This is a genomic window from Proteus sp. G2675, assembly GCF_963886535.1.
Taxonomy (GTDB): domain Bacteria; phylum Pseudomonadota; class Gammaproteobacteria; order Enterobacterales; family Enterobacteriaceae; genus Proteus; species Proteus mirabilis.
The window spans coordinates 191,641-203,988 of the sequence record NZ_CAWPCB010000035.1 but is presented as its reverse complement, the minus strand read 5'-3'; the positions used below and the strand labels follow the sequence as shown (position 1 = coordinate 203,988).

Here is a 12,348-nt window from a genome sequence, read left to right as displayed (position 1 = left end):
CGGATAGGATAAATAAAATTACTCGCTAGCATTAGATTTTATAATTTTATTTATTTTTAGTAACGAGCTATATTCACGCACCCCTAACTTAGGGACGCCACCCACTGTTTTCATCACTATTGCTTTCATCTTTTCTAGATGAAAGGAGTGCCAATGTCTGGCTTCGAGAAAACAGCGCATGATTAACCGTTTTGATTGTGGAGACGAGGGTAGTGAAACAGAACACTACTTTGGTACGCAAAGGTGACAGTACATTAGTACCTGTCGCGGGTTTAACGGTATTTGCTATCGCATCAGGCTATTTAATGAGTTTAATTCCACTATCTATGGATAGTTTTGGTATTGATACTTTTTATGCTAGCTGGTTAGCAAGCATTTACTTTATTGGATTACTTATAGGTTCAGTGATGATCGAACCTATTATTGCAAAAATAGGGCATAGGCTCTCTTTTGTGCTGTTTTTATTGTTGTTAGCATTCACCGTGAGTATTTTGCCACTGTTACCTTATTTATCGGTATGGCTAGTATCTCGTTTTTTCGGTGGTATGGCGGTTGCGGGTATCTTTGTTGTAGTCGAATCATGGTTATTAATTGGTGATAATCCTAAAGAGCGAGCTAAACGCTTGGGCTTTTATATGACATCACTTTATGGTGGCACAACATTAGGTCAGCTTGCTATTGGTGCCATTGGTACGCAAGGGGCAATTCCTTTTATCGCGGTATTGGCATTGCTATTAATTGCAGTGTTACCTCCTTTGTTTTTTAAACAAGGACAACCCCAATGCCACGAGCATAAAAGTTTGTCACTTAAACAGATTAGCCGGCTGAATAAAGCTTCTTTAGTAGGTTGTATGGTTTCTGGCGTTGTGATGGGGAGTATTTATGGCATGATGCCATTGGCTTTAAATCAAGGACAATTTAACACCGACCAAATTGGGGTGTTGATGGCAGCAATTATTTTAGGTGGTATGGTTGTTCAGCCTATTATTAGCAAATTGTCGGTGATGATGAGTAAAACCCTATTATTAGCCATGATGTGCTTAGTTGGGGTATTTGCGATGGGCATGACTTATCTGTCTAATGACTATGTGGTGTTAATTATTGCATTAGCTTTATTAGGAATGTCATCTTTTGCACTTTATCCTATTGCCATCACATTAGCTTGTGATCATGTTAATGCGAGCTATATTGTGGCAATTACTCAGGTGATGTTATTAAGTTACAGCGTGGGTTCAGCAATGGGGCCATTAGGCGCAGGTATGTTTATGTCACAAGCAAGTAACGGCATTATGAACTTTTTCTTTGTCGTGTTATTAGCGACAGCTGTATATATGTTATTTGCCAGTTTACGACGCAAAAGCCATATTGTGCTTAACTAATTGCGTTAAACACTTTCATTCTTTGATATCAACCGAGTTGCTTTTAAGAGTAACTCGGTTTTTTTTATTGATGCGTCATGGTTAATTAAGATCCTTCTCATATTTTTACCCCACTATTTAGCAAATGATAAAGTCATTAAATAAAGATGATTTTAATTATCATCGATTGATACAACATGGAAATAATTCTTTGAAAATATTCATATTTAGCTTTATCTCTCTGATTATCTTACCCATTTCTGTTTCCCAAGCGATAACACCGACACAAAATAAACAGCTGGTGGCTTATGCAACGGATCTACCTAGAGCCGTTATTTATGATCCAGCCTACCGTAAAATTAATTATCCTAATGGTGATGTGCCTGCTCATTATGGGGTGTGTAGTGATGTGATTATTCGTAGTTACCGAGGAATTGGCATTGATTTACAAAAATTGTTACATGAAGATATCAAAGCCAATTTTGCACTTTACCCTAGTAAGCGTATCTGGGGACTTAGTCGACCTGATACTAATATTGATCACCGCAGAGTACCCAATTTGGAAGTTTTTTTCTCGCGTAAGGGAAAGGTGAAACCTATTAGCAAAGAGGCGTCAGACTACTTGCCTGGTGATATTGTTAGCTGGCGCTTAGATAATGGGCGTCCTCATATTGGTCTCGTCATAGACAAGAAAAGCAGTGATAATCAGCGCTATTTAGTGATGCATAATATTGGTTTTGGACAAGTCGCTGAAGATGTTTTATTTTCGTGGGAAATAACCGGTCATTACAGTTATTAAAATTAGATTTAAATAGAATATAAAAATATTTACTAATAACGAGTAATAGCAAAATAAAAAGAAAGTTAATTAATATAATATTAATAGACGCCCATACTAAAAATAATTATTTTGGTATGGGCGTCTATTTCTGGGGGAGAATATTTTCATCAGAAATATTCATAATTAGTCCTCTAAGCCACCGAGTAACATACTGACAACGGCAACGGAACAAATAAGGGAAAGGAAAAGAATGAAAAATGAGCTACTGATCATAGTGACCTCCTAATTTATTGCTATTTTTAAATAAAAAACCTCACTAAATACACGTTATTAATTGATTACTCTCTATACTAGATGATTTATAAATAAAGTCAAACTAACCTATTATTTTATAATGCTATTTTTGGTGAAAATTCTTTATTTTATGCAAAGAAGTGCAAAATTGTGATCAAAGAGACTCAGGAGGGGCTAGCCCCTCTGATGTTCTACGCAGAATGCGGTAGAGAAATATTAGGAAGAGGAGGAAGCCCAAAAGCGGCTCTTGCCCGATCGCAAGCTTCATTTTTTACGCCATTAGCCCAAGATTGTTCAAACTCACGGCAAGGGGATGGTCTCTGTTCATAAATTGCACAACTCACGCATTCACCAACTTCACCAATCAATTTTTCACAGCGTGGTTGTTTCTCATTAGTTCCTTTCATACATGATAGAAAAGGGGTTAAGGGTTCGGTAAATTCGTCAGGAACAACACCACCACCACTTTTCATTTCAGCCCAATAGAAAGAGACTCTAAAATAGGCGCAACATGCACCACAATGCATACAGGGATTATCCTGCATATAAATAAAATCGTTAGAATGTTTGCTCATACCAGATACCGTTTTATCTGACCTTAAAGTAATATAAGAAGTTTTTGAAAATCGTTTTCACTTAAGAGAAGCAACAAAGAAAGAAAGAGAAACAATGCCTCTCTTAGCTAGCTATTATGCGCTGAATGAAAATATTTTTTCAAGAGCAATATTTGCTTTTTGTAGTCAAATTTCTACTAATGCAGTGCATAATATGGGATGTGGTAATTTATTGAATGATATAACTTAATCTTGCCGTGAATTACTGGTTAGTACTTAATAATAGCAATCAATTATTTTGATTGTTTTTTGTTCGACTGATGCGGGGCTCTACAAAACAAAAAACCTCATTTCGAAATGAGGTTTTGAAAATTTTCATTTATTTTATCAGCAACTATTTTTTATTCTTTAAAATGGCCCCTTAAAAATAAATAACGCACCCGCACCAATTAAAATAAAACCGATAAAGTGGTTAAGTGTGAAACTTTCACCTAAATAAGTCACCGAAAAAACAGCAAAAATGGTTAGTGTGATGACTTCTTGAATGGTTTTTAATTCGGCTGCGCTGTAATAGTTGTGGCCGATACGGTTTGCAGGAACTGCAAAACAGTATTCAACAAAAGCGATTAACCAACTGAGTAAGATCACTATAATTAACGGCTTGTTACCATATTTTAAATGGCCATACCAAGCAAAAGTCATAAAGATATTGGAAATTATCAGCAGAATAATGGGGGTAAATTTATACAACATATTTGTCATACCACCAGAGGTTTTAAAGGGAGAAAGTAGCAAAAAATCAGCGATGAGATTACTGCAAAACGCTTTGTTTTGCTATTGACATCAAGTAAAAAAAGTCTATTTTTTTAGATCTATTGCTAAAAATAGAACTTCAGAGGATCAAAAAAAATTGACTTAAATCGAGAAAAAACACTAAACCTGATTTTTTGTATATTATCCTCTCAGTAGATAAATATAACGCTTACTAAGATTATTATTAAAACACCTTTTTTTATAAAAAATACTAATAAAATAGATAGATTTAAAGACTTATTAATTATAGTTTTACTTCTTATTAAGATTTATTTTCTACACTTAATGCGACATATCCTAAATTTGTGTTTTCGCACTAATAGATGTGGTGTTAATTCTTTAATACCTTATATTTGACAGTCAAATTTAGTAAAAAATTTATTATTGGGAGCCAACGTGAAGATAGGTACGCTTTTAATTTCTTACAGTTTACTCACAATGAGTTTGCTCTCTTTTTCCTCCTTTGCTCAAGTAAATCACGATCCCCTGACCAAATGTTATGAGTTGTCAACAGATGCAAGCCAAACAACCATTAAAGCTTGTCTATTAGATGAACTAAGATTATCTGAAGAGCAGTTGAATGTTATCTATAATAAAAGCAAAGGCGACCTTGAAGATAGTGACTTTATCGCGGCTAAAAGTGCTATTGATGCATTAGTCAGTTCACAAGAGCAGTTTATTCTTTTTAGAAGTAGTGAATGCCAACGTCAATCTGCTTTAATGATGGGGGGCAATGGTGCTGATGAAGTACTGCTGGCTTGTGAAATAAAATTAAATCAATGGCGAGCTAAATTATTACTCACTAATTAAGCCATAAATACAAAACACCTGTATAAAAGGTGTTTTGTATTTGGGTCAATCCGTTGACCATGACGTTAAGTTATTTGGTTATCGTTTTTATATTGTTTCGTTTAAACTAACAATCTTCAATAATAAGATAAGCGGCATGAACTGGGCCATGAACTCCCCATACTTTGATTAATTCAATATCAGCCGTTGAGCTTGCACCACCAATTAAATTGATACATGAAGGCATTCTGATCCCATCTTGTGCCATTTTGTGTAAACGCTCTGCAAGTTGAGCCACTCGCGGTAAAATGTCACTTTTGCGTAAAATAACAATCGAGGTTTCAGGTAACAGGCTGACAGAACGCCCTTTTTCCGGAGAAGAAAACAGCACAATCCCGCCAGATTCTGTTAATCCCGCTTCCGCAAAGACAATCCCTATTTGAGAACGCTCAGCATGAATAATATTTTCATGACCGAGTTTAGGATCCCAAATATAAGTTTCATATTTTTCACTAATAGCTTGTGTTACACCAAGTGCATTTAAGCGCTCATCACCACTTATTATCACTGAGCCTTGACAATCATAGCTTTCACAAAGCGCTATTAAGCTATTTATCACTTGTTCTGGTTTAGTGATAACGCATCTTACTTGCTGGGTTTGTGCAAAATCAGTAAATTCTTTGCATAATTCATCTTGGGTTAAATTTGTTAAGCGTGTTTTAGCTAAATTATTAATAGGGGGATCTTGTGGTTTTGGCGTATGCGTCACCTCACGTCCTAATTTTTGAGCAATAGTTTGCAGAAACTCAGCACGATTTTGTTCGTTTAACATATTATTTTTTTCCTTCTGCTTTGTGGCGCTTAAACCAACTACGGAAACTATAACCATCGGGTTTTGGGAGATCACGTGATGCCATCCAATCATTGAGTACACTTATCTTGATTGGAGTTGAGCCATTTTTGATCATCAAGCCCGCCATCTTAGCCCCTACATTCATGCCAACTTTCCAAAGCGTGGGGTGCGCATTAATGTAATTAAACATACCGGTTACACGACGCTCAGCTTTTGGTGTTAAACCACTTTCCGCCATGACTCGACGATGTTTAAGGATCAATTGTGCTAAAGGGATTTTGACCGGACAGACCACATTACATGCATTGCATAATGAGCAGGCATAAGGTAAGTCATGAAAATCTTTATAGCCTCCTAAGAGTGGCGAAATAACTGCACCGATAGGGCCGGGATAAATAGAGCCATAAGCATGACCACCGATATTACGATAAGCAGGACAGGTGTTTAGACAGGCTCCACAACGGATACAGCGTAGAATATCTTTAAATTGTGAGCCTAAAATTTCAGAGCGACCATTATCGACAATCACTAAATGAAATTCTTCAGGGCCATCAACATTACCCGCTTCACGAGGTCCAGTTACCCAAGTGTTATAACTGGTTAGGCGTGAGCCAACCGCACTACGACATAACATCGTGATCAGCGGATCGACTTCTTCAAAAGTAGGTGCAACACGCTCCATTCCCATAACGGCAATATGGGTTTTAGGTAATGTGGTCGTCATCCGTGCATTACCTTCGTTAGTTACTAAACAGACTGAGCCCGTTTCTGCAACCGCAAAGTTACAACCTGTGACTCCAATATCAGCAGAAAGAAAATCTTGTCGAATACGTTGCCTGATAAAAAGGGTCATATCTTCAGGGGTTTCACTACCTTGATAACCTAGTTTTTCATTTAGCACTTTACGTATTTGGTAGCGATCTTTATGGATCGCCGGTACAACAATATGAGAAGGGGGATCGTTATCCAGTTGCAGAATATATTCACCAAGGTCGGTTTCGATAATCTCAATACCTTCATTTTGTAAGGCTTTGTTCATACCGATTTCTTCGGTTACCATCGATTTTGATTTAACGATTTTCTTGGCATTTTTCTGTTTGGCAACGTTACAAATATAGCGTGTCGCATCTTCTGCCGTTTTGGCAAAATAGACATGACCGCCGTTTTCAGTCACTTTTTCTGATAATTGATAAAGATAAGCGTCTAAGTTTTCAAGAACATGGTTACGGATTTGTTCTGCGCGATCACGCCACGCTTCCCAATCACCTAACTCCTTTACCATTATTTGGCGATTGGCTCCAATGCGCTCTTGTGCCATAACAACGGCGTTACGCATAATGGTATCATTCATTTCATGCGCTAAGCGTGGTCTAAAATCGATATTACTGGTTTTAATAGACATTGCAGCCCCCTTATTGACTCATTAAAACTTGTGCAATATGCAGCACTTTGACAGGACGCTTTTCACGACTTAAACGGCCTTGAATATTAATTAAACAACTGGTATCTGCACCAATGACGTAATCAGGGCTGACTTCCATGATATGTTTTACTTTTTCAGTGACCATTTCACCGGAAATTTCTGACATTTTTACTGAGAAGGTGCCGCCAAAACCACAACAAGTTTCTGAATTGGCGAAAGGTAACATTTCGAGTCCTTCAACATGTTTTAATAAGGTTAAAGGTTCACTAACAACCCCTAACTTTCGCGTTAAACTACAAGAGGGATGATAAACCGCTTTACCCGCAAGGCGGGCGCCAACATCAACCACACCTAAGGTGTTGACGATAAAGCTGGTAAGATCAATTAAACGATCGGCCACACCTTGGGCTCGAAGCGCCCATTGAGGCTCATCGGCAAGATAGCTGGGATAGCCTTTAATCGCATAAGTGCAAGAGCCTGCGGGGGAAATAATCGGATAATCATTAACTTCTAATGTCTCAATTAACGATTTCATCGCGGGTTTTGCATCATTAACATAACCGCTATTAAGTGCTGGCTGACCACAGCAACCCTGGCGCTCTTGAAATAATACTTCGCAACCTAATTTTTCGAGCAATAATACGGTATCTCGTGCCGAATCTGCTTTTAGCACATCACCAAGACAGGTTGCATAAAAATTAACTTTCATTCACCGAACTCCAAAACATCGCTCAGATGTTGTCATTTTTATTTAAGATAAAATTCTTATTGGTTATTTTTCTTTATTTTCGTTATGTCAAAGCGATAGGTGATAGCCAAGATAAGCCATCACTTATCTTGTATAGTTAATTCATTAGGTGATAAATAATGCCGATTTTGGCACCTAGAATGATGATATAGGCAATACAATATTTTAATGTTTCTCGCATAATGGCACTGCTTTGCCCATCCATTTTGGTCGCCGAAACGGCGATCGCGATGCTTTGTGGTGAAATCATCTTACCGCCAGTCGCCCCAGAGGTATTAGCCGCTGCGAGAATAAAGGGATCAACATGGAGTTTTGCCGCGGCACTGGTTTGAAGCTTGCCAAATAGTACGTTAGAGTTTGTATCGCTTCCGGTTACAAACGTTCCTAGTGCACCAATGACTGGGGCAATAAAGATAAATCCAGCGCCAGTAAAGTTAACTAATGTTTCCGCAATGCTACCAATCATGCCACTGAAATCCATTACCGTTGCCATCGCAACAATAGCCATAATGGCAATAATGGAGTTCTTTAATTGAATTGTGGTTTTTACTAATACAGAAAAGAGCGTTGAAAGGCTTGCACCTTGAATAGTGCCACCAACAAAACTCGCTAAAATAATCAATACCCCAGGCGTACTTAACCAAGCAATAGTTTGATATTCAGTTTGAGTATCACTTAATACAAAAGGAATTTTAGTTGCAATAGTTCCTACTGCGGTTTGGATTGTAGGGAATAGCGGAGAGCAGGCTAAGATAAAAATAAAAGTAAACAGATAGATAGAGCTAGCGACTAATAGCTCTTTAGCTGAGTGTTTTGTTGGCTGTTTACTTTTATCATGGCCTGTTTTCATGCGTTTAGCCAAGAAAATAACCACAATCAGACTGACTAGGCTTCCTGCAAAGGCAGGTAATTCCGCACCTAAATTAGCTGCGACAATATATTGAGGGATTAAGGTGCTGATCCCACACATTAAAGTAATAAAGCCGACACCTTTAATGGCTTTAATACCACCACCAGCAATAGCAACAATGACAAAAGGTAATAGAATATTGAATAAACCAAGTTGGATAATAATGGTTTTACTTAACACCAATACATCAAGGCCGGTATTTTGTGCCAAAATAGACACTGGAATACCAACGGCACCAAATGCGGTAGGTACCGTATTTGCGACTAGTGAAGCGACGGCTGCTTTAAAGGGATCAAAACCTAGTGCGATTAAAATACCGATAGGAATAGCAACTGCTGTACCATAACCTGCAACTGCTTCTAAAAAACCGCCAAAACACCAAGAGATAAGTAAAACTTGTACGCGTTTATCATCGCTGATCCCCGCTAATACGTCTTTTAATACCTCCATTCCTCCTGTTTTTAGCATTAGGTTATAGCTGTAAATAGCCGCCAGAATAACGATAATAATCGGCCATAACCCCTTTACCGCACCATAAAGTACAGATACAGAGGCAAATTGTAGGGTGTTATTCCAATGAAAAATAGCGAGAGCCACAGTGATAATTAGCGAAACGAGGACAGCGTGATGAACGGCCGATTTCATTTTTAAAATCATAAAAATCAGAACGGCTAAAGGAACAATTCCCAGTAAAAATGATAGATAGTCTGACATAATTATTTTTATCCTTAAGTTTGCAATTTTTTATCGTTTATCACTGCACCGGCAAACCTATTCATTCGTCATTTATGTTTTGTGTAGGGCACTTAGTTTGATGGTTTTCTATTTTGCTGAAACGATAAATCATAAAGAAAAAAAGATAGTTACCTAAAGAAATAATATAAGCATTCGTTACTTAAACTATTGTCAGGTTAGGTTGTGGGCTATTGTAGGAAAAATTTAGAAAGATGTAATAGAATAAAATCAATTGTGTGACAAATATAAAAAAAATCTATTTTTGTTACTAACTAGTTATTATTTGTCTTGTTTTTTGACTTTTATCAATGTAATTAATTTATTGTTATTGTTATCAAGATGATTTTTGATAGTAAAAATAGAGTTTTTTATTACTTATACTGGTAACTTGTTCGATACATTAAAGCCTAACTTAGCTTTTTTTATTGGTATCCGGCTCATTCGACACCTATAAAACATAAATTTTTCTAATGTTTTTTGTCTGTGTTATAAAAATCAGTTTTATAAATCAAAGTACGTTACCATTTAATATATTTATTATTGATATTAATTATTTTTTATATTTTATCTTTCATTATAATTAATAAATAATAATGTTTTATTTTTAATTTTATATAGAGATTAATTCTTTTTATTTTTAATTTTAAAAGTTTTTTATTTTAAGATTTTTTATTTATTTTTTTGTGGAAAATAAAGATGATAAAAAATAAACGCTAATTTATTTTATATTGCTTTGTTCCAATAAATAAGAATATGATTAATGTTAGATATATTAGTCATTCAGAATTCATAAAGAAAAGATAATATTATACAAATTGTTTAGTTGACACTTTACTATCAGTGATGAAGTTCTTTTTTATGTTACATTATGATATTACTAGTATAATAGGTAAATTATTTGTATTACAAATCAGTGTGATAATTAATATTTAAACAAGTGATTAGATAAGAATGCTGTAAATATTGAATGGCTAGTAAATATAGCTAAAGTTAAAATAGTGATCGAGATCTGCTTTTTTCTTAATAAAAAATCGTCATATATACCAAAAAAAGGGATGTCTTATTATTACTCTCTATTTTTAATGGTGACTAAGACGACTATTGTTAGGGTATTAACAAAGGGGAAATAATACATACACTAGAAAATTGTCAGCATATCATTTTCACTCACTTATCTGTTTTTCCGCTTATTATTATTTCTTTGTTATCGGGTGCAAGTAGCGAAAATTTCTGCCACTTAACAATCAGGTTTATTCTGTTTTTGCTGCTTGTTTTTTCTACAGACTTTGACGCTTGTTTATTTGAAATCGCGTTAAGTACGATCGCTTATAAAGTCTGAGAGTTTGAAAATAACGCCCATAAAAAGCAAGATCAGCTGATAAAAATCTTTATCGTTGATAAATAATCTCATAAGTTATGTTAGCAATGTTTTAGGATTTAACATTTGAGGTTATTTTATGCTCAGAGTGAAAAATAGCCATGTTGTTCATAAAAAGCATCTGTATGGTGATTGTGATTAGCAGTGTTGAACAGCGATTAAATCAAAAAGCAATCAAACTGCGACTCATTATGAATCGCAGTTTGAGATTATATTGAGCTATTTACGCTTATAAAGAATTAACGCAACATTCTGAGGAGAACGATTTTTTTATTTTGATTTGTGAATAGACGAGAAGCAGGCCAATAACGCCTACCAGTGCCGCGGTTAAAGGCACAATGTTATAACTGTATTTTAATGCGATACCGCCGATGATGGCTCCGATAGCATTACCTAAATTAAACGCACCTATATTTACCGATGAAACTAAGGCGGGTGCATCATGGGCGATTTGCATTGTTTTAATTTGTAACGCGGGAACAAGTGCAAAGCTTGAGATACTCCAAATAAAAATAGTCGCCACTGCCAGATACACATTATTGGAAACTAACGGCAAAACTGACATAGAGCCGATAAGTAGGATGAAGAAAAGGATTAATGTTTTTTCGATACCGTAAGAAGATAGTTTTCCTCCTAAGTAATTCCCGATAGTAAATCCTAGACCAATAATAACTAATACCACAGCGACATGGCTTTCAGATATATGAACGGTATTGGTTAAAAAAGGAGCAATGTAGGTATACAAGGCAAAAAGTGCAGAGGCACCAAATACGGTTGTTAATAGTGCTAATACAACGGGTAAGCGAGTAAGAACACCCAGTTCATATTTAATATTAGGCTTATTTCCTTTAGGCATAACAGGTAAAAACATTAATAATCCGATTAGGGTAATAAAACCCAGACCTGAAATTAATATAAAGGCTAATCTCCAGCCATATTGTTGTCCAATCCAAGTGACTAAGGGTACACTGACTAAATTAGCGATAGTCAATCCCATAAACATAGCAGCGACGGCAGAGGCTTGTTTATGTTTTTCAACTAAACTGGCAGCAACGACAGAGCCGATACCAAAAAAAGCACCATGATTTAGGCTAGTGATCAACCGAGCTATCATTAAGCTCCAATAACTATCTGCTTGTGCGGCTAATAGATTTCCTGCAATAAATAATAATAACAATAATCCCAATGCATGACGTTTGGTTAATTTGCCAAGACTTAATGTCATAATAGGTGCACCAATCATCACCCCAACAGCATAACCAGTAATTAATCCACCTGCGGTTGCTATGGAAATACTCAGTCCATTAGCAATATTAGGTAGCAATCCCATAGGTGTAAATTCGGTGGCTCCTATGGCAAATGCTCCTGTAGCGAGGGCAAATAAAGGAAAAAATGCTTTCATTATTGTTCCTAGTAAAATAGCGTATAAAGGTAATGTTAAATTGGTAAAAAGTTTAATTAGCGCTAGATAGGCAATAAAGTAGACAATAAACAATAGACTTTTGCGATAAAAGCAATAATCCACTTTATTGAAATACACAGTGATTAATGGCTACTTTTTTAGCATTTTTAACTTATTGTTGGTTTATTCTGTTTCGATAAAAGTGATTAATACTGCAGTGTCTCTTTTTGGTGATTTTTTGCCCTGAAGTGCATCCGTTTATTTTCTGTTAAAATAGCTCATATTAAATATTCAGTAGTAAGAAAATTAG

General features: G+C 35.9%; 10 protein-coding genes. 3 read left to right on the top strand and 7 right to left on the bottom strand.

Annotated elements, in window-relative coordinates; genetic code table 11:
• The first annotated feature begins 212 nt into the window (after positions 1 to 212).
• Positions 213 to 1,379, top strand: coding sequence for an MFS transporter (locus AACQ49_RS10170; RefSeq protein WP_004248501.1), 1,167 nt, complete (start codon positions 213 to 215; stop codon positions 1,377 to 1,379).
• A 124-nt stretch (positions 1,380 to 1,503) separates the two neighbouring features.
• Positions 1,504 to 2,157 carry a DUF1287 domain-containing protein gene (locus tag AACQ49_RS10165; RefSeq protein WP_004248500.1) on the top strand — a complete coding sequence of 218 codons (654 nt, stop codon included), beginning with the start codon at positions 1,504 to 1,506 and terminating at the stop codon, positions 2,155 to 2,157.
• A 467-nt stretch (positions 2,158 to 2,624) separates the two neighbouring features.
• Here AACQ49_RS10165 and AACQ49_RS10160 read toward each other — a convergent pair whose 3' ends face one another.
• Both AACQ49_RS10160 and AACQ49_RS10155 read right to left on the bottom strand, forming a co-directional pair.
• Positions 2,625 to 3,008 (bottom strand): YkgJ family cysteine cluster protein, encoded by a 384-nt coding sequence (locus tag AACQ49_RS10160; protein ID WP_004243972.1) that lies wholly within the window; start codon positions 3,006 to 3,008, stop codon positions 2,625 to 2,627.
• Between the two features lie 387 nt (positions 3,009 to 3,395).
• The gene (locus AACQ49_RS10155; RefSeq protein ID WP_004248496.1) at positions 3,396 to 3,740 is read right to left on the bottom strand and encodes a DMT family protein; all 345 of its coding nucleotides are present in this window, start codon (positions 3,738 to 3,740) and stop codon (positions 3,396 to 3,398) included.
• Positions 3,741 to 4,196: 456 nt separating this feature from the next.
• Here AACQ49_RS10155 and umoC point away from each other — a divergent pair, with 456 nt between their 5' ends.
• On the top strand, positions 4,197 to 4,610 hold the full coding sequence (umoC, locus tag AACQ49_RS10150) for a flagellar biogenesis regulator UmoC (protein WP_161779028.1): 414 nt from the start codon (positions 4,197 to 4,199) through the stop codon (positions 4,608 to 4,610).
• A 106-nt stretch (positions 4,611 to 4,716) separates the two neighbouring features.
• Here the strand turns inward: umoC and AACQ49_RS10145 are convergent, their stop codons facing one another.
• From AACQ49_RS10145 to AACQ49_RS10125, 5 genes are all read right to left on the bottom strand, one after another.
• Positions 4,717 to 5,421: a LutC/YkgG family protein gene (locus AACQ49_RS10145; protein WP_004250409.1), complete on the bottom strand. Its 705-nt coding sequence runs from the start codon at positions 5,419 to 5,421 to the stop codon at positions 4,717 to 4,719.
• 1 nt (position 5,422) lies between these two features.
• Positions 5,423 to 6,844: a LutB/LldF family L-lactate oxidation iron-sulfur protein gene (locus AACQ49_RS10140; RefSeq protein WP_004243964.1), complete on the bottom strand. Its 1,422-nt coding sequence runs from the start codon at positions 6,842 to 6,844 to the stop codon at positions 5,423 to 5,425.
• A gap of 10 nt (positions 6,845 to 6,854) precedes the next feature.
• Entirely contained in the window at positions 6,855 to 7,574 is a 720-nt protein-coding gene (locus AACQ49_RS10135; RefSeq protein ID WP_004243963.1) for a (Fe-S)-binding protein, read from the bottom strand.
• Positions 7,575 to 7,710: 136 nt separating this feature from the next.
• Positions 7,711 to 9,237 carry an L-lactate permease gene (locus AACQ49_RS10130; RefSeq protein ID WP_004243961.1) on the bottom strand — a complete coding sequence of 509 codons (1,527 nt, stop codon included), beginning with the start codon at positions 9,235 to 9,237 and terminating at the stop codon, positions 7,711 to 7,713.
• A gap of 1,628 nt (positions 9,238 to 10,865) precedes the next feature.
• On the bottom strand, positions 10,866 to 12,038 hold the full coding sequence (locus AACQ49_RS10125; RefSeq protein WP_074561493.1) for an MFS transporter: 1,173 nt from the start codon (positions 12,036 to 12,038) through the stop codon (positions 10,866 to 10,868).
• Positions 12,039 to 12,348: the final 310 nt, after the last annotated feature.

Excerpts from the sequence above, each read along its gene's own strand:
- AACQ49_RS10130 (WP_004243961.1), bottom strand. The coding sequence starts at position 9,237 with ATGTCAGACTATCTATCATTTTTACTGGGAATTGTTCCTTTAGCCGTT.
- AACQ49_RS10155 (WP_004248496.1), bottom strand. The coding sequence starts at position 3,740 with ATGTTGTATAAATTTACCCCCATTATTCTGCTGATAATTTCCAATATC.
- AACQ49_RS10135 (WP_004243963.1), bottom strand. The coding sequence starts at position 7,574 with ATGAAAGTTAATTTTTATGCAACCTGTCTTGGTGATGTGCTAAAAGCA.
- AACQ49_RS10145 (WP_004250409.1), bottom strand. The coding sequence starts at position 5,421 with ATGTTAAACGAACAAAATCGTGCTGAGTTTCTGCAAACTATTGCTCAA.
- AACQ49_RS10165 (WP_004248500.1), top strand. The coding sequence starts at position 1,504 with ATGATAAAGTCATTAAATAAAGATGATTTTAATTATCATCGATTGATA.
- AACQ49_RS10160 (WP_004243972.1), bottom strand. The coding sequence starts at position 3,008 with ATGAGCAAACATTCTAACGATTTTATTTATATGCAGGATAATCCCTGT.
- AACQ49_RS10140 (WP_004243964.1), bottom strand. The coding sequence starts at position 6,844 with ATGTCTATTAAAACCAGTAATATCGATTTTAGACCACGCTTAGCGCAT.
- AACQ49_RS10125 (WP_074561493.1), bottom strand. The coding sequence starts at position 12,038 with ATGAAAGCATTTTTTCCTTTATTTGCCCTCGCTACAGGAGCATTTGCC.